Source organism: Ruegeria sp. CE6 (assembly GCF_056537485.1).
The window spans coordinates 110,690-136,287 of the sequence record NZ_JBQFRR010000004.1 but is presented as its reverse complement, the minus strand read 5'-3'; the positions used below and the strand labels follow the sequence as shown (position 1 = coordinate 136,287).

At 58.4% G+C, this 25,598-nt stretch carries 21 protein-coding genes; 8 read left to right on the top strand and 13 right to left on the bottom strand.

Annotated features, from left to right (window positions below):
- Positions 1-48: 48 nt before the first annotated feature.
- The 3 genes from ACR0DK_RS16780 to ACR0DK_RS16770 are packed head-to-tail and all read right to left on the bottom strand — an operon-like array spanning position 49 to position 2,898.
- Positions 49-1,038 (bottom strand): YcjF family protein, encoded by a 990-nt coding sequence (locus ACR0DK_RS16780; RefSeq protein ID WP_480737230.1) that lies wholly within the window; start codon positions 1,036-1,038, stop codon positions 49-51.
- On the bottom strand, positions 1,031-1,486 hold the full coding sequence (locus tag ACR0DK_RS16775) for an N-acetyltransferase family protein (RefSeq protein ID WP_480737228.1): 456 nt from the start codon (positions 1,484-1,486) through the stop codon (positions 1,031-1,033). Before ACR0DK_RS16775 ends, ACR0DK_RS16780 begins: the two co-directional genes overlap by 8 nt.
- Entirely contained in the window at positions 1,483-2,898 is a 1,416-nt protein-coding gene (locus tag ACR0DK_RS16770; protein WP_170397441.1) for a YcjX family GTP-binding protein, read from the bottom strand. The genes ACR0DK_RS16775 and ACR0DK_RS16770 overlap by 4 nt, the downstream gene beginning before the upstream one ends.
- A gap of 107 nt (positions 2,899-3,005) precedes the next feature.
- Between ACR0DK_RS16770 and truA the strand changes: the two genes are divergently transcribed.
- Positions 3,006-3,773, top strand: coding sequence for a tRNA pseudouridine(38-40) synthase TruA (gene truA, locus ACR0DK_RS16765; protein WP_480737226.1), 768 nt, complete (start codon positions 3,006-3,008; stop codon positions 3,771-3,773).
- A 2-nt stretch (positions 3,774-3,775) separates the two neighbouring features.
- On the opposite strand, the gene ACR0DK_RS16760 is transcribed toward truA, so the two are convergent.
- The 5 genes from ACR0DK_RS16760 to ACR0DK_RS16740 all read right to left on the bottom strand — a co-directional run bounded on the left by ACR0DK_RS16760 (position 3,776) and on the right by ACR0DK_RS16740 (position 8,046).
- Positions 3,776-4,714 (bottom strand): nickel/cobalt transporter, encoded by a 939-nt coding sequence (locus ACR0DK_RS16760; protein WP_223117664.1) that lies wholly within the window; start codon positions 4,712-4,714, stop codon positions 3,776-3,778.
- Positions 4,699-5,346 carry a DUF1007 family protein gene (locus tag ACR0DK_RS16755; RefSeq protein ID WP_480737225.1) on the bottom strand — a complete coding sequence of 216 codons (648 nt, stop codon included), beginning with the start codon at positions 5,344-5,346 and terminating at the stop codon, positions 4,699-4,701. The genes ACR0DK_RS16760 and ACR0DK_RS16755 overlap by 16 nt, the downstream gene beginning before the upstream one ends.
- Positions 5,347-5,415: 69 nt before the next feature.
- Entirely contained in the window at positions 5,416-6,216 is an 801-nt protein-coding gene (locus ACR0DK_RS16750) for a thioesterase family protein (RefSeq protein ID WP_170424351.1), read from the bottom strand.
- 15 nt (positions 6,217-6,231) lie between these two features.
- On the bottom strand, positions 6,232-7,467 hold the full coding sequence (locus ACR0DK_RS16745) for an acyl-CoA dehydrogenase family protein (protein WP_480737223.1): 1,236 nt from the start codon (positions 7,465-7,467) through the stop codon (positions 6,232-6,234).
- Between the two features lie 222 nt (positions 7,468-7,689).
- Positions 7,690-8,046 (bottom strand): hypothetical protein, encoded by a 357-nt coding sequence (locus ACR0DK_RS16740; RefSeq protein ID WP_170404458.1) that lies wholly within the window; start codon positions 8,044-8,046, stop codon positions 7,690-7,692.
- A 176-nt stretch (positions 8,047-8,222) separates the two neighbouring features.
- Here ACR0DK_RS16740 and ACR0DK_RS16735 point away from each other — a divergent pair, with 176 nt between their 5' ends.
- The 3 genes from ACR0DK_RS16735 to ACR0DK_RS16725 all read left to right on the top strand — a co-directional run bounded on the left by ACR0DK_RS16735 (position 8,223) and on the right by ACR0DK_RS16725 (position 10,526).
- Complete coding sequence (locus ACR0DK_RS16735) at positions 8,223-9,056, top strand: bifunctional allantoicase/(S)-ureidoglycine aminohydrolase (RefSeq protein WP_170397455.1); 834 nt, start codon at positions 8,223-8,225, stop codon at positions 9,054-9,056.
- 102 nt (positions 9,057-9,158) lie between these two features.
- The gene (locus ACR0DK_RS16730) at positions 9,159-9,482 is read left to right on the top strand and encodes a hypothetical protein (protein ID WP_170397457.1); all 324 of its coding nucleotides are present in this window, start codon (positions 9,159-9,161) and stop codon (positions 9,480-9,482) included.
- A gap of 54 nt (positions 9,483-9,536) precedes the next feature.
- Positions 9,537-10,526: a type I glyceraldehyde-3-phosphate dehydrogenase gene (locus ACR0DK_RS16725; protein ID WP_480437477.1), complete on the top strand. Its 990-nt coding sequence runs from the start codon at positions 9,537-9,539 to the stop codon at positions 10,524-10,526.
- A gap of 39 nt (positions 10,527-10,565) precedes the next feature.
- Here ACR0DK_RS16725 and ACR0DK_RS16720 read toward each other — a convergent pair whose 3' ends face one another.
- The 3 genes from ACR0DK_RS16720 to puuE form a co-directional block, all read right to left on the bottom strand.
- Entirely contained in the window at positions 10,566-11,993 is a 1,428-nt protein-coding gene (locus tag ACR0DK_RS16720) for a nucleobase:cation symporter-2 family protein (RefSeq protein WP_170424357.1), read from the bottom strand.
- Positions 11,994-12,060: 67 nt separating this feature from the next.
- Positions 12,061-12,546 carry an ureidoglycolate lyase gene (locus ACR0DK_RS16715; protein ID WP_170564627.1) on the bottom strand — a complete coding sequence of 162 codons (486 nt, stop codon included), beginning with the start codon at positions 12,544-12,546 and terminating at the stop codon, positions 12,061-12,063.
- Positions 12,543-13,961 (bottom strand): allantoinase PuuE, encoded by a 1,419-nt coding sequence (puuE, locus tag ACR0DK_RS16710; RefSeq protein WP_480737219.1) that lies wholly within the window; start codon positions 13,959-13,961, stop codon positions 12,543-12,545. The genes ACR0DK_RS16715 and puuE overlap by 4 nt, the downstream gene beginning before the upstream one ends.
- Positions 13,962-14,124: 163 nt before the next feature.
- On the opposite strand from puuE, the gene uraH reads away from it, so the two are divergent.
- On the top strand, positions 14,125-14,481 hold the full coding sequence (gene uraH, locus ACR0DK_RS16705) for a hydroxyisourate hydrolase (protein ID WP_170404478.1): 357 nt from the start codon (positions 14,125-14,127) through the stop codon (positions 14,479-14,481).
- A gap of 2 nt (positions 14,482-14,483) precedes the next feature.
- Here the strand turns inward: uraH and ACR0DK_RS16700 are convergent, their stop codons facing one another.
- Positions 14,484-15,398 (bottom strand): LysR family transcriptional regulator, encoded by a 915-nt coding sequence (locus tag ACR0DK_RS16700; protein WP_170511345.1) that lies wholly within the window; start codon positions 15,396-15,398, stop codon positions 14,484-14,486.
- 95 nt (positions 15,399-15,493) lie between these two features.
- Here ACR0DK_RS16700 and ACR0DK_RS16695 point away from each other — a divergent pair, with 95 nt between their 5' ends.
- From ACR0DK_RS16695 to ACR0DK_RS16685, 3 genes are all read left to right on the top strand, one after another.
- Positions 15,494-16,717 (top strand): urate hydroxylase PuuD, encoded by a 1,224-nt coding sequence (locus ACR0DK_RS16695; RefSeq protein WP_480737215.1) that lies wholly within the window; start codon positions 15,494-15,496, stop codon positions 16,715-16,717.
- 153 nt (positions 16,718-16,870) lie between these two features.
- A complete protein-coding gene (locus ACR0DK_RS16690; protein ID WP_480737212.1) occupies positions 16,871-18,676 on the top strand; it encodes an autotransporter assembly complex protein TamA in 1,806 nt (601 codons plus the stop codon).
- Positions 18,676-22,758, top strand: a complete 4,083-nt coding sequence (locus ACR0DK_RS16685; protein WP_480737209.1) for a translocation/assembly module TamB domain-containing protein — start codon at positions 18,676-18,678, stop codon at positions 22,756-22,758. The genes ACR0DK_RS16690 and ACR0DK_RS16685 overlap by 1 nt, the downstream gene beginning before the upstream one ends.
- A gap of 48 nt (positions 22,759-22,806) precedes the next feature.
- Here ACR0DK_RS16685 and fdhF read toward each other — a convergent pair whose 3' ends face one another.
- Positions 22,807-25,593 (bottom strand): formate dehydrogenase subunit alpha, encoded by a 2,787-nt coding sequence (fdhF, locus tag ACR0DK_RS16680; RefSeq protein ID WP_480737207.1) that lies wholly within the window; start codon positions 25,591-25,593, stop codon positions 22,807-22,809.
- Between the last annotated feature and the right edge of the window lie 5 nt (positions 25,594-25,598).

Below are 25,598 nucleotides of genomic sequence, written 5' to 3'. Positions count from 1 at the left end.
CTCCGTCCTGTTTATGCAGGACAGGTTCAGGCACGGCCTTGCGCCAGATCAAGTCCTGGAGAACAACCCGCTGAGCGCGCGTTTGATCATGCCACGGGTCGAGGGCTGGTGGCGTTTCGAGAAAGGCAAAGGTCGACAGACCTCCATCGCAGCGACACCCACGCGGGCGGTGAGCGCGCCGTTGACCAGCCCCTCACCGAACCGGCGCGACAATTTGCTGAGAACCGAGCCGCCTAAAATCGGCTCCAGAAGATCATCCCCCACTGCCACCGCGCCAGTTGCAATCAGATGCACGAATACGGCGCGGGTTAGGCGCCAACTGCCCAAGAAACCTGCTCGACCGCCATAGATTTCGGCAATACGTCGGATCATTCGCAATGAGCTTGCCAGCGCGGTCGCGACATCGGCCAGCGCGAGCGGAACCAAAGCGGTAACGGTGGCAACCTGCCGGGCTGCGGCCTCGACCTCGCGGCTGGCAGCAGCGTCCAGCGGGGCCAGCAATTCGTCTTCGGCCAAGCTCAGCAGGGTTGCCGCATCGAATTGCTCTCCCATGCGTTCGGTCAAACGGTCGCGACCCCAGCGTGTTTCATCGCGTCCCTTATAGAACGCAATCAGCCGTGTGGTTACAGCGCGGGCTTGCGACAAGTCCTCGTCTGTTAAAGCTGTGTCCGCCGCGCGCCGCAGCCCGTCGACGCGAGACAGACGGCTGATTGCGGCCAACTCGCGCAGTGCAATGATCAGGACGACCAGCAACAGCGCAGCGATCAGACCGGTGACGATCCAACCCAGAATTGGTGCGCGTTCCAGCAGAGAGATGGCAAAATCCCATGCGGCGACCGAGACCACCGCCCCCACAACGGCTAATGCCAACCCCCAGAACCAACGCGCCAAAACCGAAGGTTTCCGCGCTGCAAACCGCACCGCTGACTGCATCGCCTGCCCCTGCGGAGGCGCGATGTCCGGAACAGGAGGCGCGGCCGAGACATCAACTGTCGAGGCATCGTCTTCCAGATCAATCAAAACAGGGCCTTTAGCCATCGACCAACTCCTTGCGCGTCCAGACATATCTGATGTCGGGCAGGTTTTCGTCATTTTCGGACCCATCGCCGCGTGCGACCTCAACAAAGCCGTTGCGCTCATAGAACCGGCATGCGGAAGGATTGGCCTGAAACGCATACAAGTTGAGCGTGGGACGCTGCGTTTTGGCACGATCCAGCAATTGCTGCCCGATCCCCTGCCCGCGCGCCGAGGCCGCCAGATAGAGCGACTGCACTTCGTCCCCATTCAACGCCAGAAATCCGGCCACCTGCCCTTGCTTTTCGGCCACCGTGACCCAGCCGAGATCAATCATCCTGCCGCAAAACGCAATGGTCTCGGCCTCAGAATGCAGTTCAGGCATCCAGTCGTTTTCGCGGGCGAACCCATGCAGAATAGCGCCTGTGGTTCCGGCATCGGTACTGCGAGCAGGACGAAGGATCACGTTCACAGCCGGTCTCCGATCAGAAACTGCGCAGCCCGGTCCAGCCGAATATGTGGCGGACCGTCACCGGGATTCAGGGTCAAATGTGCGGGTGCAAAGGCCATATTGCCATAGTCGTCGCCCAGCCATCCCTCGGCCCCATTGCGCGCGGGGCCCAGCAGATGGGCAGGGTCCTCTGGCAAATCACCGGGGTAAAAGGCCGCCTGCTTACCGCTGTCTAGCAGAGTGCCGCGCACGCATGGCAGTTCTACGCCGTTATGGCTGCGCATCTCTTCTGTCGTTGTCCGAAGTGAAGCCAACGATAAGGCCGCAGTTTCAGCCCCGGCAAAGCTGGCGCGGTCGCGGGCCTCACGGGTCAGGGCCTCAATGATCGCGGTCAGGCGCGGGTGCTGCAGATGGTGCAGATGGTCCGCTTTGGTGGCCGCAAACAGGATACGCTCGACCCGCTTGCCAAGCAGCAGCCTGTTGAGCCATGCGTTGCGACCGGGGCGGAAGGCCGACAGGATATCGGCCATCGCGCGGCGCATATCCTCGACCGCTTGCGGGCCTTTATGGATTGCCCCCAACGCATCTACCAGAACGATCTGCCGGTCGATCCGGGCAAAGTGGTCGCGAAAGAAAGGTTTGACCACACGCGATTTGTACGCCTCGTACCGCCGCTCCATCTCGCGGTGTAGTGAACGCCGAATTGACGCCCCCGACACCGGGAGCGGCGCGAATGTCAGCACAGGAGACCCGGCCAGATCGCCCGGCAGAAGAAACCGACCGGGAGTGCAGTCATAGAAACCGGCATCACGCGCGGCATTCAGGTAATCGGTGAAGCTGCGGGCGAGGTCCTGCGCCTGCGGCTCATCATGTGGCGCGGTTGGGTCGGTCGCCTGAACCTTTGCCAGAAATGCCCCTGCTTGTGGGCGATTGGATATGTGTTCCAGCGTGTCCCGCGACCAATCTTCATAGGATTTGTCCAGTAGGGCCAGATCCAGCAGCCACTCACCCGGATAGTCCACAATGTCCAGATGCAATGTTCGAGGGCCCTGCAATCCCGAAAGCAGACCTGCGGGCTGGACTTTGAAGGACAGGCGTAACTCGGAAACAGCACGCGTGCTGTCCGGCCAGTGCGGCGCTGGTCCGGTCAGCGCCGACAGATGGGATTCGAAATCGAACCGGGGCACGGTGTCGTCGGGTTGCGGCTGCAGATAGCTGGCGGTGACACGCCCCTCTTGCTGCGCCACAAGACCGGTCATGCGGCCCCGATCCAGCAGGTTGGCGACCAGTGATGTGATGAACACTGTCTTACCCGACCGCGCCAATCCCGTGACGCCCAGCCGGATGACCGGTTCGAAGAATGTCTCGGACACACGGTCACCCACGGATTCGACGCCGCGCACCAGACTGTCTGCCAATGATGAGATGACCAAGCTGTCGCCCCGCAATTATCGTTTTGCCCAAGATAGGTAGCGGTTGCGGCACTTGCCAGAGCTTTCGCCCCCTTGCCCGTCCGACCAAGGCGCGATACCAGCGCGCCATGCCCAGATACGCGCTGCAAGTCGAATACCAAGGGGAACCGTTTGCCGGATGGCAGCGGCAGAAAGAACTGCCGTCGGTTCAGGGCGCGATCGAACTCGCCCTGTCGCGGATCGAACCCGGAGACCACACCATCGCCGCCGCCGGTCGTACCGACGCGGGGGTTCACGCGCTAGGACAAGTGGCGCATTGCGATCTGGTCAAAGAATGGGACCTGTTCCGCCTGTCCGAGGCGTTGAATTATCACCTCAAACCGCAGCCTGTCGCGATCGTGCAAGCTGCACGAGTGGATGATGATTGGCACGCGCGGTTTTCGGCGCTTGAGCGGCAATATCTGTTCCGTATCCTGATGCGTCGCGCACCTGCAACCCACGACAAAGGGCAGGTCTGGCAGATCAATCATTCTCTGGACGTTGCAGCGATGCAGGCCGGGGCGGATATGCTGATCGGGCGACATGACTTCACCACCTTCCGTTCATCCATCTGTCAGGCCGCCAGCCCGGTCAAAACACTGGATGAGTTGCGGGTGGAACAGGTTCAGGGCTTCTCGGGGGCCGAAATCCACTTCCATGTTCGCGCCCGATCGTTCCTGCACAATCAGGTACGTAGCTTTGTTGGCACGTTGGAGCGTGTGGGGGCTGGGGCATGGACGCCTGAGGACGTTCGCGATGCGCTTGAGGCGGTTGACCGAGCGGCCTGTGGGCCGGTATGCCCGCCGCAAGGATTGTATCTGGCACGGGTAGGATATCCCGAACCGGTGTTTGGCTAAGTCTACAAGGCCCGCAGTAGCAGCCCGCTTGCAATCACGGCGATGATAAGACCCGCAACCAGTTCGATGGTCGGGGCCAGTACCGATGCAAAGCGCGTAGCCGAGGCTGAGGCCAGCAACCCGCCGCGCAACCCAAAGGATGTCCAACCGACCAAAGTGGTGATGGTTGCGGTGCCTAAAGCCATGGCGAATGCGCCCGCGATGCCGACCATTGCGATACCCATCTGCCATGTCAGGATCAGCACGAATAACGCGCCGGTACAGGGGCGTGCGGCTATACCAGCGATCAGGATCAACGCCTCGCGCAAGCTGCCGACCTGAGCGACCTCATCGGCCGTCGGGCCGTGGCGGTGGCCGCAGTCAGCGCAAACCTCGTGGTCGTGATGATGGTGGTCGTGATCATGCGCATGGTGATGGTGGTCGTGCGATTGAGAGGCCTGGTTTTTGTGACGCCGCGCAAAACTGCGGATGGCGCGAAAAACCAGCCACAGGCCTATAGCGGCAATTGCGCCGTAGCTGATCGGTGCCATGACCTGTTCGGTCGTGCCTACAAGCGACTCGCGTGACATCTGGAATACCAATACCCCGGCATAAACCAGCACAACCGCCGTCACTGCTTGCCCTAGGCTCGACAGGACACTGATTGCAGACAACCGCCAAAACGCGACACGACGGCCAAGCCCGTATCCTCCGATCAGAACCTTGCCATGGCCCGGTCCGATGGCATGAAAAAACCCATATGCAAAACAGACCGTCAGTAGCGTTGCCACAGCTTCGGGCTGCTCGGCGCGTGCTGCGCGCAGGGCGCGGGCGATCTGGTTCTGGAATTCGCGCTGCTCTCCGGCAGCCCAAGCGGCCAGATGGTCAAAACCACCGCTGCCCCAGAACCACAGCAGCACCCCGCAGGCGATGGCAACGGGAACGATCAGGTATTTGGACATGAAAGCCGAATCTCGGTTGCGAATTTCTCACCGACCAGAGGGATATCATTTTCTTCAAGGTCATACTCGGCATCCAGCGTCAGCAAAAAAGCCTGCATCTGGGCCAGTTCGTTGTCGATATCCGGATCGTTGCGTTCGATATTACAAGTCGTGGGGCCTGAAACCAGAACCGGGCGGGTCACTTCGTATGCGGTATAAAAGCTCTCATCAAACGCTTTGATCGACAGCGCATCCGCGGGAACGGGGTCTCCTTCGATCGCGCGCAGATGTGTGGTCACGATGCGGGCATCCTCGGTCGTGGCCTGCGGCTCAAGCGGGCCAGAGAGCGGGATCACATTTTCGCCCATGCGGATGACCAGATCGCCATTGTAACCTTCGACCCACTGCGCGTCGAAGCCGCTTAAAAACTGCTCTTCGGCCTCGGTCAGCACGCCATCAGCATCCTGATCCAGTCGCATGTCTTCGAGAACCAGCAATGAATAGAACTCATCATAGGCCCAGGTCACACGCACATGGGTCAGGTTGCCTGCTTCATCGACCATGAACTCTAGCCCCGTGTCGATAAAAACATGGGGATGAGCCAGTGCCGGTATCGGCAGAAGGCAGGTCAAGGAGAAGGCAAGCCAGCGCATGTTGCAAAGATAGAATGCGCAGCGGGTATCGGCAATCCGACTAAACACTAGGCTGCAGAATCCCGCCATTTACTCCGGCGGGAACAAGACCAATGTCTGCAAAGCCGTCCCAACTGGCCCCTGCGTATCAAATAGAACTGACTGCGACATACCGATCCCCGAGGGTTGCCAGTGCGAGATCGAGTCAGAGGCCAGCCAGTCCGAGACAGGCTCGCGGTGGACTTGCACAGTCAGGTCGGTATTCATGAAACCCATCTCAGATGTGGGCGCGTTCCACGATATGCCATTGCCGCAATCTGCAAGCGGGCAGAGCGCTTGGATCGGCGATGGGTCCTCTCCTTCCAGCAAGGCAGGTGTGCGCATCCAGACGGTTTTCGGACCCGCCCCTTGCTTGCCATCAGCGGGATAGCCGATCTGGGAGTGATGGGCAAAACCGGGCAACTGATGGCGCATCTCACCGATCGGAAACGGGCCATCGACCATATCTTCGACCCTGGGCGCGGGCAGTTCGACATTAGGCACGGCCCCAAGGTCTTTGCGCACCATATGCATGGTTGTGGCGGTGGCGCAAAGCGTGTCGTCCAGATCATGTACGGTGACCCGTGTGGTCGCCAGCGTCTTGGTATGGCGTGTCGTCTCTGCCGCGACTCGCAAACCAGCCAGAGGCAATGGACGCAGCAGATCGACGGTCAACCGGGTCAACATCTTCTCAGGGCCGACTTCGGTTTCTGCCGCCCGCACGATCAATCCGCTGACTGGCCCAGCATGGCAATGATCGGCCGACCAAGGCCCGCGCGCGGGGTCATTTCCGACAAACACACCCTGCGCATTTTGGTGGAAATACGCCTGCCCCAACACATCCGATGTCATTGTGGTTCTGTCGCCTCAGACTTTTTCTTGCGTGTATTTCTTCAACTCGGCGCGAGCGACCTGACGGCGATGCACTGCGTCCGGCCCATCCGCCAGACGCAGGGTGCGCACATGGGTCCATGCATTTGCCAAGGGCGTATCCTGACTGATCCCCTGTGCGCCGAACATCTGCACGGCCTCATCGATCACCTTCAGCGCGACCTTGGGGGCAACGACCTTGATCTGGCTGATCCATGGGGCCGCCGCCCTTGCATCGCCCTGATCCATGTACCAGGCGGCCTTGAGGCACAGCAAACGGGCCATTTCGATCTCCATCCGACATTCGGCGATGATGTCGTAGTTTGCCCCCAGCTGCGCCAGTTTCATCCCAAACGCCTGGCGCTGTAGTGAACGCTTGCACATCTGCTCCAGCGCAGACTCGGCCTGACCAATCGCGCGCATGCAATGGTGAATACGGCCCGGCCCCAAGCGACCTTGCGCAATCTCGAACCCGCGCCCTTCACCCAGTAGAATGTTTTCGGCTGGGACCCGAACTTCTGTGAAACGGATGTGCATGTGCCCATGGGGCGCATCGTCGTGGCCATAGACCTCCATCGGGCGCAGCACTTCGATCCCGGGCGCGTCCGCTGGGACCACGATCATCGACTGGCGCTGGTGCTTTGGCAGATCGTCCCCGCCGGTTTTGACCATCACGATATAGACCTTGCAACGCGGATCGCCCGCCCCAGACGACCACCATTTTTCGCCGTTCAGAACATAGTCGGCCCCGTCCCGCACGCAGGACATCGAAATGTTGGTGGCATCTGATGAGGCCACATCGGGCTCGGTCATCAGATAGGCCGAGCGAATCTGCCCGTCGAGCAAAGGCTTCAGCCACTGCTCTTTCATCGCGCCTGACCCGTAGCGTTCAAACACCTCCATATTCCCTGTATCGGGCGCGGAGCAGTTGAAAACTTCGGCCCCCAAGGGCGTCTTGCCCATCTCCTCGGCGAAATAGGCGTATTCAACTGTACTGAGGCCAAAACCTTTGTCGCTGTCTGTCAGCCAGAAGTTCCAAAGCCCCGCCGCCTTGGCCTTGGCTTTCAGCCCCTCGAGAATCTCGGCCTGTCGCTCGGTATATTTCCAACGATCGCCTTTATTGATTTCTGCCTGATACTCATCTTCAAGCGGCATGACCTCGTCGTGAATCATATCTCTCACCCGCTGTAACAGGGAGCGGTTTTCCTCACGCAATCCGAAAGTCATGGTCATGTCTATTCCTTCCCTGTGGCGCAATGCGGGTCTTTGGCTTTGGTCCGAGGATGGCTTAGTGGCCATGAGCGTGTCCAGCTAAGTGACGGAACGTCATTCACGCAAATTGAGCCCGGTCCAGCATCAATGCGATGCCCAGCAGGGGGCCTGCGGTCAAATTAGCTGGAGCAAATCACAAGGGTGCAGCTGTGCTAGTTCGGGTGCTGGCCAAGGCACCGACCTTTAAGGTGTCAGGATCCAGTTCCCATCAGCGGTCTTGCAGCGGCGTGTTCTGATATCGCGGGCCTGTGCAGCACCTTCAGGCTGCACAAAGTGCTGAAGTATCACACAATTGCCCTGAACGCTTTGCACGCGGATTGTCCCCTTCGAGCCGGTGTCCTGATTGAGCCAAGCCCTCTCCTGCCCCACGGATGGAGTGCCCGTCGACAGCAACGCGTTTGAGGTGTCGTTCAACACCTCAAAGTCAGCGGGGCTCAACCCCATTTCCGCGATGATTCGGGAAAGTGGTTTAGCCTGTGCTATTCCACCCACCCCCAGAAAAAGTGCAGCAACCAGCGCTGTGTAAACAAAGGCTTTCATCAAAGGGCCTCGCCGATTTGAATGACTTTCACGTCCATAGATATACCTCTATGCGTGTGCGGCCAAGCCCCACTTGGCCACCTTCAAATTATCCCGAACAAACCTTTCGCAAGGCAGGCGCTAGGTCCGCCCGTGAGATCGCCTCATATTGTCCCCAGACGAAGCAGAGGCATTTGATGACACATCCTAAATATTATGCACCGACAGGCGGACATCCGGGGCAAGAGCAACTGTTGACCGACCGTGCCATGTTCACCGATGCCTATGCGGTAATCCCCAAAGGCACGATGCGCGACATCGTCACCAGCTTTCTGCCTTTCTGGGAGAATACACGTCTTTGGGTCTTATCCCGGCCTCTGAGTGGTTTTGCCGAGACATTCTCGCAATACATAATGGAGGTGCAGCCCGGCGGTGGCAGCGATACGCCCGAAACCGACCCAAATGCGCAAGGGGTGATCTTCGTGGTCGAGGGCAGCGTCACGCTGACCCTGAACGAAGCGGATCATGTTCTTGAGATCGGTGGATATGCCTATATCCCCCCGGGCAGCGACTGGACGCTGCACAACCATGGCGATTCAGTTGCCCGGTTCCATTGGGTGCGCAAGGCTTATGATGCAGTGCCCGGCCTGCCCGCCCCTGACCCGATCATCACCAATGAACGCGACGTGGTACCTAACGAAATGCCCGGCACCGAAGGCCGCTGGTCTACCACCCGTTTCACCGATCCGCAGGACCTGCGTCACGACATGCATGTCAACATCGTCAATTTCGAACCTGGTGGCGTGATTCCCTTTGCCGAAACCCATGTGATGGAACACGGCCTTTATGTGCTTGAGGGCAAGGCCGTTTATCGTCTCAATCAGGACTGGGTCGAGGTTGAGGCCGGCGACTACATGTGGCTGCGCGCTTTCTGCCCGCAGGCCTGTTACGCAGGCGGACCGGGACGGTTTCGCTATCTGTTGTACAAGGATGTGAATAGGCACATGCCGTTGTCTGTACCGTCTAGGTAGCTGACGATCGGGGCTTTACCGGGTCAAGTTCTGGTAAAGGGGTTCACAGAATCGCTGGAATCTGATGAAATCAAATGAGTTTTCAGCACTGGAGATTGTTCGATGTTACTGCGCGGTACGATGATTGCACTGGTTGCCACCCTTGGCCTTTCGGCGTTCAACGCCGCCCCGGTCGCAGCCAAGGAAGAAACCAAATCCGTTTTCGTCATGAGCCGCACATGGGCGGTGACGCAGGTCTCGGACGCGCCTGTGGTTTATCGGGCGACGCGGGATAATAACAATCTGAACCCCTTTGGCCCGCCGCCACGTCTTCGCACCATCCAGGCAATGGCCGCGATACAGAAGGCGACTGGCTGCAAGGCGATCTATTCCAGCATGTATCAGAACATTTCGGGCCAGTTCTTTTCGCAGGTCAGCTGCAACTGAAATTGGTACAATACTTTGATTGAGATCGCCTGATCTGCCTGCCATAGCTTGCGCATGAAACTCGCGATCAACGGATTCGGCCGTATCGGCCGCACCATTCTGCGTCAGGTCCTAAGCCTGCCGCAGCATTCGGATGTAGAACTGGTGCTGATCAACGATATCGCACCGCTGGAAACATGCGCATACCTGCTCAAATATGACAGCACGTTTGGCCCCTATCAGGGTTCGGTCACGACTGAAGGTGAAGCACTGAATATCGATGGCCGCGTTATTCTGATGTCTCACAGCGCCGATTTGGCACAGGTCGATCTGTCCGGCGTCGATGTCATGCTCGATTGCACCGGCATCGCGCGAACATCCGACGTGGCCAGCCGGGGCTTGACTGCTGGGGCGGATAAAGTGTTGATTTCCGGTCCGTCACCCGCTGCCGAAGTCACACTGGTACTGGGGGCAAACGAAGATCAATTGGGCAGCGCACGGATCGTTTCAAATGCATCCTGCACCACGAATGGGCTGGCGCCGCTCGTCAAGCTGATTGATCAAATCGGCGGGCTTGTGTCCGGGCACATGACCACCATCCACTGCTATACAAACAGCCAGCCGATGGTCGATGCGCCACGCGGGGATTTGGCCCGATCGCGCGCCGGGGCATTGTCGATGGTGCCCACGACCTCGAGCGCGACGCATTTGATTGATATCGTCTTGCCAGACCTGGCCGGTCGTGTGTCGGGGGCCGCGGTGCGTGTTCCGACGGCCAGCGTATCTGCCATTGATCTTGTCGCCACGCTTGAACGTGGCATGAGCGCTGAGCAGTTCGACCAAGCCTTTCGCGACGCGGTCGCAGCTTCTGCCGTGCTGGGATGGACCGATCTGCCCTTGGTGTCATCTGATTTGCGGTCCCGCCCTGAGTCACTGGTAGTGGCGGGGCCCGAGACGCGCATGATTGGAGAGATGCAGATCAGGGTTTTTGGCTGGTACGACAATGAATGGGGGTTTTCAGCCCGCATGCTGGATGTCGCGCGCCTAATGGCAAACACCGGGTAATCCGCAGCGCTGAAGCACGCTGCGGATTACTTCAACACTTCAATCGTGAGGTAGGCTACCCGCCCCGTGACCGGCCATACCCCCTGAAACCTCTTCAGTCGATTCTTCGGCCAATTCTTCTGGCAGGACCAAATTCAGTACAATGGCGATCAGCGCTGCGGGCAGCAGGCCGCTGGTCATCAGGATACGAAGTGTATCAGGTAGGTGCTGAACCGCGCCGGGTTCCAGTTGCAACCCAAGACCGATCGACAGCGAAATCGCAAAGATCACCATGTTGCGACGGTTCCAATCCACGTCTGACAGCATCGAGATACCTGCCGCGACCACCATGCCGAACATGACGATCACACCACCGCCCAGCACTTCGATAGGCACGGTGCGGATAATTGCCCCGACTTTTGGCACAAGGCCACACAGGATCAGGAAGATAGCTCCACAGGTCACGACATGGCGGCTCATGACGCCCGTCATCGCAATCAAACCGACATTCTGGCTGAAGGACGTATTGGGAAACCCGCCAAACATACCGGCAATCGCTGTTCCGAAACCATCGGCATAGGTCGCGCCAGCGATTTCCTTGTCGGTTGCTTCGCGACCTGCACCACCTTTGGTGATACCCGATACGTCTCCGACGGTCTCGATGGCCGAGACAAAAGACATCAGACAAAAGCCGATCACGGCGGCCAGAGAGAACTCAAACCCATATTTGAACGGTACGGGCAGAGCAAAAGCTGAGGCGCGCGACCAACTTGTGCCAATGGCCTCGAACGTCACCATCCCGACCATCAGGGCATAGACGTAGCCGATGGCCAAACCAACCAGTACGGCAGACACCGACAGCATACCGCGTGCAAAGAACTTGAGGCCAAGCGTCACAACAACCACAACCAGTGCAGCCGACCAGTTGAGCAGCGATCCATACTCAGGAGTTCCAATCGCAGGCACACCACCAGCGGCGTATTGTATGCCGACCTTGACCAGCGCCAAACCGATCATTGTTACGACAAGTCCAGTGACCAGCGGCGGAAGCGCAAACCGTATCTTGCCTATGAAGAGGCCAAGAAAGGCATGAAACAAACCGCCAACCAAGACACCGCAAAACAGCGCCCCTAAGGCATCCACGCCTTTTCCGGCGACCAGAGGGATCATGATGGGCAAAAACGCAAAGCTCGTTCCTTGTACAATCGGCAGAGCCGCTCCAACCGGGCCAATCGTGATAGTCTGCAGCAGGGTCGCCAGCCCAGCGAACAGCATCGACATCTGGATCAGGTACAGCAATTCGGGAAAATCCGGGGAGTTCGACCCAAATCCAAAACCGGCAGCACCCGCCACGATGATGGCCGGTGTCACGTTCGAGACGAACATCGCCAAAACGTGCTGAATGCCCAGCGGTATCGCCTTGTGCAAGGCGGGTGTGAAGTTCGGGTCCCGAAGCTGTTCGGGCGTCCCTATCGAAGTTTCTGCCATGATCTCATTGTCCTCCCTAAGATCCAATGGGGTTTTTACCGCTTCTCCGGCGGCTTCGGTTCTGGTTTTAGCGGTTGACCACCTCGTACGGTGTGCTGAACCAGTATTCCTCCAAGTTCGGGCCTTCCCCGATCCGATCAACGACTGCGAACAGACCGGGTCCATGCAAGGGTGTCAGAACTCCGTGCCATGTTCCCCGGTGATAGTTCACCGCCTGTCCTGGCTGTGTAATGAACGCGCGAGGACGACCCGGTTGCCCCTCCTCATCCGGGGCGACGATCACGAGAAAGGGCTGGTGAGTCATCGGAATGAACGCCTGGCTGCCGTCAGGATGACGCTCAACCATCGCTAGCTGATAAGGCAGTTCGCGTGGGTTTGCATTGAACAGGCTGATGCCCGCTTGGGCATCACCGAAATCCAGCCTTGCCCGATCATGATACCGCCCGCACTGGCCCTGGTTGATGATCTTGTCGGCCTCACCTGACACATCAATCAGATCACCAAACGGTGCGAAAGCTTCGGCCGAGATCGGTTCAGCGACAATCCGAGTCATGAGGGCAGCACATCGCGCAAACGGAACTCGGCAATCCGCTCGACCTGTCGGCAGGCCTCGGCGAACTCGGTTTCGCGATCCTGTTCGATGCGCCGTTCGAATGCGTTTAGGATCGAAGCCTTGTTGTGGTCCCGCACGGCAATGATGAACGGAAAGCCGAATTTTTCCGTATAGCGCTGGTTCAGTTCGGTGAAGGTGGCGCGTTCCTCATCCGTCAGCGCATCAAGCCCTGCCGAGGCTTGCTCGGACGTACTTTCCTGTGTCAGCCGCTTTGCCTGCGCCAGTTTGCCTGCCAGATCAGGGTGGGCTGTCAAAACACCGAGCCGTTCCTCGGTCGAGGCGGACCGGAACATGCGCGTCAAAGCACTGTGTAATCCGACTGCCGTGTCATGCGCCGCGCCCAATTCCAGATCATAGGCGCGCTCGGCGATCCAAGCGGAATGCTCGAAGATACCTCCATACGCAGAGACGAATTCTTCGCGGCCCATTTGCGAGGGTTGTGGACGCTCAGCCGCCGGGTGCTTTTCGGCCCAATGCTCGGCAATCTGCAATCGCGTTGCGAACCACACGTCCGAGAACCCACGCGCGTAATCCAGAAACCGTTTCAGCGCCATGACGCGTCCCGGTCGCCCGATCAGGCGACAGTGCAAACCGATCGACAGCATCTTGGGTGCACCGGCCTCGCCTTCCGCATAAAGCGCATCGAAACTGTCTTTCAGATATGAATAGAACTGATCCCCGGCGTTGAACCCCTGTGGCGTCGCAAAGCGCATGTCGTTGCAATCCAGCGTGTAGGGAACAATCAACTGATCCCGACCACCGGTTTGCATCCAGTAGGGTAGATCGTCTGCATAGGTATCGGCAACATAAGCAAAGCCACCTTCCTCGGCGACCAGACGCACGGTGTTGTCCGAACAGCGCCCAGTGTACCAGCCGCGCGGGCGATCCCCTACGACTTCGGCATGCAGACGGATCGCTTCGGTGATCTGGGCCCGTTCTTCCGCCTCGGGCATATCCTTGTGCTCGACCCATTTCAGACCATGGCTGGCAATCTCCCACCCTGCCGATTTCATCGCCGCAACCTGATCTGGCGAACGCGCTAACGCGGTAGCCACACCATAAACGGTGATCGGTAGGTCTTTCATCAAGCGATGCAGGCGCCAGAACCCCGACCGCGAGCCGTATTCATAGATCGATTCCATGTTCCAATGACGCTGGCCCGGCCACTGCGCCGCCCCAACGATCTCGGACAAGAACGCCTCGGACGCAGCGTCCCCGTGCAGGACACAGTTCTCGCCGCCTTCTTCGTAGTTCAACACAATCTGCACAGCCAGTTTTGCACCGCCGGGCCATGCGGCGTCAGGTGGGTTGGCTCCGTATCCGATCATATCGCGGGGGTAACGAGGCGGCTGCATAGGGTCTTCCAGTCCGATTAGGTGTTTTGACAGCTTTACCGCAGAAACGGTCTATTGATTATCAAATCAATCCGAACACTGTTTCCACTTCTTTCGGCATTTCAACCATTTTGCGGTTTGGCCCAGACTGTGGCACACCAAAAGAAACACATAGGAGAGACCCTTGGCTGGTTATCTGACAACCCACGTTCTCGACACGGCGCGCGGCTGCCCCGCTGAGGGGTTGAAAATCGCGCTCTACAAAGTGTCAGGGAACTCGCACCGTAAACTGGTCGAGATGGAAACCAACGCGGATGGCCGAACCAATAGCCCGATCTTACCGCAGGACGACTTTAAAACCGGCACTTATGAGCTGATATTCTTCGCCGGAGATTACCTGCGCGCGACAGGTCAGGATGGCGATGATCCTCTGTTTCTGGATCAGGTGCCGATCCGCTTTGGCATGTCCGATGCGGACGCGCACTACCACGTTCCGCTGCTGTTGTCCCCCTACGGCTACTCGACCTACCGGGGCAGCTAGTCCTAGACTTCGGCGCTTCGAACCACTTTACCGATCCGGTCAATCATGAAATCCATAAACAGCCGAGCCTTCGGGTCCTGATGGCGGCGATGCGTATACAGGCAGGCCATTTGCACGGGAACCGGGGGCGTCTTCATCGCCACCGGGATCAGCCTCCCCGCCTTCAAATGCTCTGACACTTCAAAAACGGGTTTCATGGCAATACCTTGCCCAGACAGCGCCCAATCGGTCAAAACATCACCATCGTCACATTCATACCTGCCCGAGACAGCAAATCGTTTCGGGCCATCGGGAGTTTCCAGCATCCACTGAAACTCTGCCGCGCCAGGGAAGCGCAGGTTCAAGCATTCATGCTTGCCTGAAATCAGATCGGATCCAGCTTCTGGCATCCCACATCGGCTCACGTAATCAGGGGCTGCACATAGCACACGCTGGCAATCCGCAATCTTGCGAATGCGCAATGTACTGTCTTCGGGCTGACCGATGAAAAAAGCCAGATCCAAGCCTTCGGTGGTCAGATCAACCGAGCGGTCTGTCAGTCTTAGACGCACATCAATCTCAGGGTATTCTGACAGAAAATCAGGCACATGAGGCGCCAATAACCGGCGCCCGACACCCAAGGGCGCAGCAACAAACAGAGACCCGCGGGGGGCTTCGGTCAGATGCGTGACTTGGGCTTCTGCCTCATCAACTGCATCCAGAACCGCAACCGCGCCGGGGTAGAACGCCCGCCCCTGTTCCGTTGGTGTCAGGTTCCGGGTTGTGCGCTGAAACAGGCGTACTCCCAGATGATCCTCCAACTGCGAAATTCGCGCCGACGTCACCGCAGGTGAAATTCTCATATCCCGCCCGGCGGCTGACATGCTGCCCAAGTCATAGACCCGGACAAAGGTTCGAATGTTGTCGAGATAGGACATCTTATCGTTTTTTTTGATACAGTTTGACAATATACGGGAATACCGAAGAAAAGCCCGTTTGCCTAGTGTGGCGCAACGCAATCGGAGACATAAGCATGTACGACTTCGCCGTTTTCTGGGATTGGATTGGTTTTGGCGTGCGCTGGTTGCACGTTATCACCGCGATTGCCTGGATCGGATCATCCTTCTACTTCATCGCGCTGGATCTTGGTTTGAACCGCGATATCCCCGGACCGGCGGACGGCGAGGAATGGCAAGTCCATGGCGGAGGATTCTATCACATCCAGAAATATCTCGTCGCTCCGGAGCGTATGCCCGACCACCTGACCTGGTTTAAATGGGAAAGCTATGCCACATGGCTCAGCGGTGCCGCGCTACTGATGATCGTCTACTGGGTAGGCGGAGAGCTCTATCTGATCGATGCCCAAAAGGCGGATCTGGCGCTATGGCAAGGCATATTGATCTCGGCTGCCTCGCTGACTGTCGGTTGGCTGGTCTACGATTTTCTTTGCAAGTCGGGATTGGGCGAGCGTCCGACATTGCTGATGGTTCTTCTGTTCGTGCTGCTGGTGATTATGGGCTGGGGTTATAACCAGATATTCACCGGTCGCGCGATGATGCTGCATCTGGGGGCCTTCACGGCCACAATCATGACCGCAAATGTGTTCTTCATCATCATGCCAAACCAGCGCATTGTGGTGGACGACCTAAAGAACGGGCGTACACCTGATCCGAAATACGGCAAAATCGCCAAGCTGCGTTCGACCCACAACAACTATCTGACATTGCCGGTCGTGTTTCTGATGTTGTCGAACCACTATCCGCTGGCTTTTGCGACCGAGTACAATTGGATCATCGCCGCGCTGGTCTTCCTGATGGGTGTCACGATCCGGCACTATTTCAACACCCGCCATGCGCGCGCTGGCAATCCAACCTGGACCTGGCTGGTGACGGCTTTGCTGTTCATGACCATCATGTGGTTGTCGACCGCTTCGATGCATGACCCGCTTGAGGAGGCAGAAGCGCAGCAACTAACCCCCTATGAACAGAAATTCGCAGCGGCGGATGGCTTTGAAGAAGCACAGGACATAGTTCTGGGTCGCTGTTCTATGTGCCACGCGCGCGAGCCTGTCTGGGAAGGCATCCTGTGGGCACCCAAAGGTGTCCTGCTGGAAACAAAAGCTGACATTGCTCAGAACGCGCAACAGATTTATCTGCAATCCGGCGTCACACATGCCATGCCTCCTGCGAACGTGACCTATATGGAACCTGAAGACCGGGATGCGATTGTTCGCTGGTTCCGAAATGCCGGTCTGTAGCGGATTGGCACACGAGTTTGCCAATAAAAACACCTGAACTTTGTTTAGTTCTTCCCCTAAGCGCCGTCAGATGCTCTAAATGAATTCAACACGCCGCATTCGTTTTGTTTCGCGGCCATAGCGATTTCGACTTGGGGCAGTTGGAGCCAGACAATGACAGGGAGCAGACCGCGCAGCGATCTGAGAGGCTGGCTTTTTGGTGCGTTTGTGGCCTTGTCCCCCAATCTTGCTACCGCGCTAGAAACGACCCTATCCGCCCCTGGTGCATCTGAAGATCTGGTCGACCGCTTGGAAGAGACTTCATCCATCTTCACCTCGGAATCGCGTGGTCTTGATACGTCACTGGAAATACTGTCGGCAGCTTTGTCCGATTACCGCACCATCGTTCAGATCATGTACGACGAAGGCTATTTCAGCCCCGTCGTCAGCATCAAGCTTGACGGGCAGGAAGCCGCCAAAATCAATTCGCTGAACGTTCCAGCCCAATTCAAACGGGCGACTATCCTTGTCACACCGGGACGGAAGTTCAAGTTCGGAACGGCTGTCGTGCAACCGCTGGCACCGGGCACGGAACTGCCCGAAGAGTTCGCCACGGGTAAGACCGCGACCACCGGAGCGATCCAACAGGCGGCTTCGGCCGGGGTGCAGGGCTGGCGCGATACAGGCCATGCCAAGGCGGAAGTGGAAGATCAGAAAGTGATAGCGCGCCATGCGCAGGCACGGCTGGACGCGACAATTGATCTGGCTCCGGGGCCAAGGCTGCGGTTCGGTAAAATGATCATTCAGGGCGATACAAATGTCCGCCATCGATCGATCGAGAAAATCGCGGGCTTCCCCTCGGGTGAGGTTTATTCGCCTGAACAGGTCCAAAAGGTTGGCACCCGCCTGCGGCGTACCGGCACATTCGCTACGGTTTCGCTCAAGGAACATGAAGAACCCAACCCGGATGGCACGCTTGATTTCGACGCGACGTTTGAAGACCTGCCACCGCGCCGCCTGACCTTTGGGGCCGAGATTGCCTCGCGCGACGGGGTTGATCTTACAGCTACGTGGACCCATCGAAACGTTTTCCGGCGAGCCGAAAGGCTGCGGTTCGAGGCGGCAATCCGCAATATCGGCGGTGCCGAGGATATCGATGGACGCATTGGTCTGCGGCTGGATCAACCTGATCGTCTGGGCCCTGACGACAATACATTCTGGAGCGCCCTGCTGGAACGGCGCAATACCGAAAACTACAACGTCACCGTCGCCTCGCTTGCCTATGGTGCACGCCGCACATTCTCTGACCGCCTCTACGCCGAAGCCTCGGCAGGTTTCCAATGGTCGGACGCGGATGACGCCTATGGCGATGGGCGCAAGTTTCGATACTTCATTCTTCCGTTCCGGTCAGAATGGGATGAACGCGACAGCAAAGTCAGTGCTACGCGCGGTTATTATCTAGACTCGCAAGTCATGCCCTTTGTCGGGTTCTCCGGGTCGGATACCGGCCTGAGAATGTTCTTTGACGGTCGCGCCTATAACGATCTGGGCACCGCCGGTCGGCTGGTGTTGGCAGGCCGGGTGCAGTTGGGATCGGTCCTCGGACCTCCGGCAGATGGTGTGACTCCAGATTTCCTGTTCTTCTCGGGTGGTGCCGGTACAGTACGGGGTCAGCCATTTGAAAGCCTAGGTATCCCCGTCGGGGATGGTGTCGCCGGTGGCAAATCCTTTCTGGGGCTCTCAGCCGAGGTCCGAGGCAAAGTCACTGACGCAATCTCGTTGGTTGGGTTTTATGACTACGGTGTGGTCGACACGTCCTCATTCATCGGCAGCGGCGCGGAAGAGCATTCTGGCGCGGGCCTTGGAATCCGTTATGATCTGGGCGGCTTCGGGCCCTTGCGCTTTGACCTTGCGGTGCCGGTTCAGGGCGATACGGGTGACGGGCTGCAATTCTACCTCGGGATCGGGCAGGCCTTTTGATGCGTCGCGTTGTATATCCCCTGTTGCTAAGTTCAGCAGCGATCACCGTTCCCATCGCGGCGACCGCTCAGGACGAGGGCGGCAGCATGATCGAGCAGTTTCTGCAAGATACCCTGTCCGGTGATGATCAGAATGTGCGGGTGATCGGCCTTGAAGGTGCCTTAAGTTCGCGTGCAACGATTCAGGAAATCACAGTCGCCGATGACGACGGCGTCTGGCTCACCATTAAAAACGCTGAATTGGACTGGAACCGATTGGCACTGCTGCGCGGTCGGTTCTCGGTCAACACACTATCGGCGCAGGAAATCGATATCGCCCGCACACCCGGTACAACAACTAAGGACGCACCGACCCCTTCAGCCGAAACCCAACCCTTCCAACTACCTGAGCTTCCGGTTTCGATCGAAATCGGAGAGCTGCGTGTCGATGACCTGTCTCTGGGTGAGCCGCTGATCGGCGTCGCTGCTGAGCTTGCCGTGAACGGCAACCTATCGCTGGCTGATGGAACACTGGATACTACGCTGGATATCGACCGACTGGACCGCGCCGGGGACACGATTGATCTGAAAGCAGGCTTTCAGAACGACAGCCGCCAGATCGATCTGGACTTGACCGTAGCCGAAGCCTCAGGCGGTCTGATCGCAACGGCCCTGTCCATCCCCGATGCCCCGCCGCTTGAGCTGACTGCAAAAGGCTCGGGGCCGATAACGGATTTTAATGCTGATATCGGTCTAAGCAGCGATCAGCAGCTTCGCGTGTCCGGTCAGGTACGACTGCGCACAGCCGAAGAGAGTGGCAACGCTTCCGATGGAATCGCGTTTACTGCCGATGTCGGAGGCGACCTGACGCCGTTTCTGGCCGAAGAGATGGACACGTTCTTCGGTACCGACACACGGCTGTTTGTAGATGGGCGCACCCATTCTGACGGGGCGCTGGATATATCGGATATCGAGATTACCTCGGAAGCGCTGGACCTCAAAAGCGAACTCAGCCTTGCTTCGGGTGGTGTTCTGAAACTGGTCGCCCTGCAAGGTCGTATCACGCCGCCGGAAGGTGACAAGGTCGTTCTGCCCGTCAGCGGCGGCGATACGTCAATCGGCGCGGCTCAGATTTCGGCCTTGTACAATACCGAGAATGGCAATCTCTGGGACCTGAGCCTGACGACCAACAAGATTGAAACCCCCAACCTGAACCTCGATCATGCACGGATCAGCGGGCAAGGCACGCTAGATCAATCCAGCGGGCTGTCGGTCGATGGCGATCTGCAGGCTGTGCTGGATGGCATTGATCTGACAGATGCCGCACTGAATGCCGCCGTCGGAAATCAGATCACACTGGATGGACAGTTCGAGTACGGCAGCGACCAGACATTGCAATTGTCCGGGGTCGAACTGGTCGGCAGCGACTATACCCTAGACGCTGATGCGTTGATCAGCGGGCTTGCGACCGGGTTGCAGGTTGATGGTACGGCGCTGCTGCAGGCAACCGACCTGTCGCGTTTCTCGGACCTGGCTCAGCTTCAACTTGGTGGCAAAGCTTCGATACAGGTGGCTGGCAAGGGCTCGCCACTGGAACGCAGCTTTGACGGCAAGGTCACGGTGAATGGGCGTGATCTGGTGACCGGGCGTGACGATATTGATCCAATGATCACGGGTGAAACCGAAATCGTTCTGGATGCCAAACGCGACACCGAAGGGGTAACAATTCGCGATTTCACCGTGAATGGCGACGCTCTGACAGCGCAGGCCAGCGGCACGGTCACGACGCCAAATGGCAATCTGACAATTGACGGTCAGGCCAGCGTGAACGCCCCCGATCTGGCGGTGTTCTCAGGCATCGCACAGCGTGATCTGGCGGGCGCATTACAGGCCCGGCTGGATGGCAAAGGCACCGTACAGACGTTGGAATTCGACGGCCAAGCCAGCGTGATCGGAACAAATATCGAAACCGGGATGAGCGAGTTCGACCCGCTGTTGAAAGGCCGGACATCAATCAATCTGGACGGTGCGCATTCGGGCAACCAAATCGTTATTCGAAACGCCACGGTCAAAAGTGCTGCTCTTACTGCCGAGGTGGGCGCAACCATCGATGACCCCACCGGAAACATCACGGTGGATGGAAGCGCCAAGCTGAACGCCCCCGACCTGTCTTTGTTCTCCGGCCTCGCCGGGCTTGATCTGGCCGGGTCGATTGATGCCGACGTCACCGGTCGGGCCGCGCAAAGCAGCAAGGCCTTTGATATCAAAGGCAACCTGAGAGCAGACGACCTTGCCACGGGTATCCAAGCCGTAGATGCGTTGGTACAGGGACGAACCACGCTGAACGTGGATGCCGCCAACGATGATCAGGGGCTGAACATCCGCACTTTCAGTCTGAACGGAACCGCGCTGACCGCAGATGCATCGGGCCGATTGGATCGGGAGGCCGGTGGCCTCGATTTCTCGGCCATGCTGGACGACATCGGCCGTCTATCTTCGACATTGTCCGGGCCGCTCACGCTGGATGGCAACGTCGCCCCTACAGGGTCCGGTTTGGAAGGCAATGCGCGCCTGCAGGGACCTGATAGCTCGTACGCCAATTTAACCGGAACCGTAGAAACCGGTGGCACCGCGGATCTAAATTTTGACGCCCGCCTGAATCGGGTCGAACGTTTTGTGCCCGATTTCCCCGGAACCGTCGCCGCCAGTGGTACCGCCCGCCGCGACGCCGGGATGTGGACCATCGACGCAAAGGCTAATGGCCCCGCCGATATCAGTACAACTGTTGCCGGGACCTTTAACGAAACCAGCGGCGAAGCGGACCTGAAGATGCAGGGCGGTGTCAACATCGGTATCGCCAATGCATTTATCTCTCCCAACAATCTGGCCGGTACTGCCCGGTTCGATCTGGCCCTGAAAGGGGCACCTGCGCTGGATGCGCTTAGCGGAACGATTTCAACATCCGGCGCGTCGATGGCCTTGCCCGATGTGGGACAGACAATCACTGGCATCGGGGGTTCCGTAAACATCGCGCGAAGCCGCGCCACGATTGCACTGCAGGGTGGGTTACGAGCGGGCGGAGGGTTTACCGTCAACGGCCCGATTGATCTGACGCCACCCTTCAACGCCCAGATAACCACAGCGCTCAACAATCTCGTGCTGACAGACAAGCTGCTCTATGAAACCACATTGAACGGTCAGATCGCCCTGACCGGGGCATTGGCCGGGAACAGTTCGCTGGCCGGGCAGATCAACTTTGGCGAAACCAACATCAATCTTGCAGCCGCCGCAGGAGCAGTCGGCGCAGCACCAATTCCGACGATCCAACACCTGAACGAAAGCCGTGCCGGTTTCGTAACGCGGGAACGCGCCAATCTGGTGGAAACCGAGGATGAGACTAAAAGCAACTCGCGCATGTCGCTCGACATCGGATTGCTTGCACCCAAGGCAGTCTTTGTCCGAGGACGCGGCGTGAACGCGGAACTGGGCGGTCGCATACAGATTGGTGGAACTACAACTTCTGTTGTGCCGTCAGGCCAGATTGAGCTTATCCGCGGTAATATCGATATCCTTGGTCGCCGCCTTGCGCTGACTAAGGGTGTGGTCACCCTGCAGGGTGACCTGACGCCATATATCGAGTTTGAATCGTCCTCCAGCACCTCGGACGGCACCGCAACGATCGAGATCGCCGGGCCGCTGGACTCACCCGAGGTCGACGTATTCTCAGATCCTGAACGCCCGACCGAGGAAGCGCTAGCAATGCTCTTGTTCGGCAACCGGTTCTCAGAACTGTCACCGTTTGTCATTGCGCAGATGGCGGCCTCATTGGCCCAACTCAGCGGCGCCGGCGGGGATACTACCAAAGGGGTGCGCGAGGCCACGGGCCTGGACACTATCGACCTTGGCGCGACTGAGGGCGGTGGGGGCAGCCTTGGTGCGGGCGCATATCTAAGCGACAATCTCTACACCGATTTCACCGTCAATACCGAAGGTGACACCGAGGTGAATTTGAACCTCGACGTCACCGACAGCTTCACGGTTCGCGGCACGGTGGATGGCCGGGGTGAGACGGGCTTGGGTATCTTTTTCGAACGCGACTACTGAAAAAACAGGCGACCCCAAAGGGCCGCCTTTTTTTCAGTTGATTGAAGACTATTCCGCCGCGACGGCGTCTGCGATCTTTTCGACGCGAATTGCCGAGAACTTGAACTCGGGGATCTTGCCATAAGGATCGATGGCCGAGTTGGTCAGGATATTCGCCGCCGCCTCGACATAGGCGAACGGGATGAACACCATATCTTCGGCAATCGCCCGGTCGGCCCGCACCATGATTTCAATCGAACCGCGGCGAGTAGTCAGACGAATCATATCGCCCGGCTCAATCCCCATCAGTTTCAATGTACGCGGGTTCATCGAGCAGTTCGCTTCAGGTTCCACGGCATCCAGAACGTTGGACCGGCGCGTCATCGACCCGGTATGCCAATGCTCCAGCTGGCGCCCAGTGGTGGCGATCATCGGGTATTCATCATCCGGGGCCTCATCCGGTGGGATGACACTGGCTGGCGTGAACCGGGCGCGACCATCCGCACGTGGGAAACCATCGCCGAACACAATCGCCTGACCTGGGTCTGTCTCGGACAGTGACGGGTAAGTGATCGTCTCCGTCTCAAGCCGTTCCCACGTGATGTTGTCGAGCGAATTCATCGTCAGCTTCATCTCAGCAAAGACCTGAGAAACATCGGAATAATCCCAGTTCAAACCGATCCGCTGCGCCAGCTCAACGGTGATCTTCCAATCCTCGCGCGCCTCACCCGGAGGGGTCACGGCGGGCCGCACACGCTGTACCTGACGGTTGGTGTTCGACACGCTGCCGTTCTTCTCATAGAGCGCTGAGGCGGGCAGAATGATGTCGGCATAGTTCGCCGTTTCGGTCAGGAAGATATCCTGCACGATCATCAGTTCCAGCTTGGCCAGTGCGTCGCGCGCGTGATTCACATCGGGGTCGGACATGGCAGGGTTTTCCCCCTGGATGTACATACCCTTGATGTTGCCCGCATAAGCCTGATCGATGATCTCGGTGACGGTCAGCCCCTTCTCGTTCGAGAAGTCGCGGTCGTCATTCCAGACGTTAGTGAACTTGGCCCGAATGCCGTCGTCGGTAACGGACTGATAGTCCGGCAGGAACATCGGGATCAGGCCCGCGTCTGAGGCACCTTGTACGTTGTTCTGCCCGCGCAGAGGGTGAAGACCTGCACCGGGTTTACCAACATTGCCGGTCATCAGAGCCAACGAGATCAAGCAGCGCGAGTTGTCGGTGCCATGGATGTGCTGGCTGACACCCATACCCCAGAAAATCAGACCGGCCTTGGCTTGCGCAAAGGTGCGCGCCACTCGGCGCAGTTGATCCGGTTCGATGCCACAGATCGGCGACATAGCCTCAGGCGTGAACTGGCGCAGGTGTTCTTTTTCGGCTTCCCAGTTTTCGGTCCAGCGGTGGATGTACTGGCTGTCATAGAGCTCTTCTTCCACGATCACGTTCATGATCGCGTTCAGCATCGAAACATCCGCACCGGGACGGAATTGAAGCATCTCATCAGCAAACTTACGCATCCCAACGCCGCGCGGGTCCATAACTATCAGCTTGCCACCACGTTTGGTGAACTGCTTGAAGTAGGTCGCAGCGACAGGGTGGTTTTCAATCGGATTGGCCCCGATGATGATCGCCACATCCGCGTTTTCGATCTCGTTGAAGGTCGCGGTCACAGCACCCGAGCCCACATTCTCAATCAGGGCCGCAACAGATGACGCGTGGCACAGACGGGTGCAGTGGTCGACGTTGTTGTGGCGGAAGCCCTGACGGATGAACTTCTGGAACAGATAGGCTTCTTCGTTGGTGCACTTGGCCGAGCCGAAGCCTGCAACGCTGCGCGGGTCTTTGTCGCGCAAGTCTATCAGCTTGGTCGCGGCCAAATCCATCGCCTCTTCCCACGTTGCTTCACGGAAATGGGTATCCAGGTTGCCGGGATCGACGTTCAATCCCTTGGCTGGAGCATCCTCGCGACGGATCAGCGGCTTGGTCAGGCGATGCGGATGGTGAATGTAGTCAAAGCCAAAGCGGCCTTTGACGCACAGACGACCTTCGTTTGCAGGGCCGTTGATGCCCTCGACATACTTCACCTTGCCGTCTTTGACCTTGAGCGAAACCTTACAGCCCACGCCGCAGAACGGGCAGACGCTTTCCGTTTCCGAGTCGTAGTCCTTGCTGTCGCCTCGCTGCTGGTCATCCAGTACGGTTGCTGGCATCAAAGCACCGGTCGGGCAGGCCTGCACGCATTCACCACAAGCCACACAGGTCGAAGCACCCATCGGGTCGTTCTGGTCGAACACCACCTGCGCTGTGTGGCCACGACCGGCCATACCAATCACATCGTTGACCTGCACGTCGCGGCAGGCCCGGACGCAGAGGTTGCAGTTGATGCAGGCGTCCAGATTGACGCGCATCGCAACGTGGCTGTCATCCAACAGCGGGATTTTCTCGGCCTCTTTCGCCGGGAAACGGCTGTCGCTGACATGGTTCAGCTTGGCCATATCCCAGAAGTGGCTGGAGGCGTCGTGCGCTTCCTCAGGCTGATCCGCGACCAACAGCTCCATGACCATCGCGCGCGATTTCTCGGCCCGGTCGCTGTCGGTCTTAACCACCATGCCGTCGGCTGCCGGACGGATGCACGAGGCGACCAGCGTGCGCTCGCCTTCTACCTCGACCATGCAGGCACGGCAATTGCCGTCGGGTTTGTAACCGGGTTGCGGCTTGTGACACAGGTGAGGGATAGTGAACCCCTGCCCCTTTGCGGCTTCCCAGATGGTCCAGCCCTCGGGCACGGTGACATCTTCGCCATTCAGGTTGAAGGTGACGGTCTTGTTTGGGCTTGCATCAAGCATGGCTG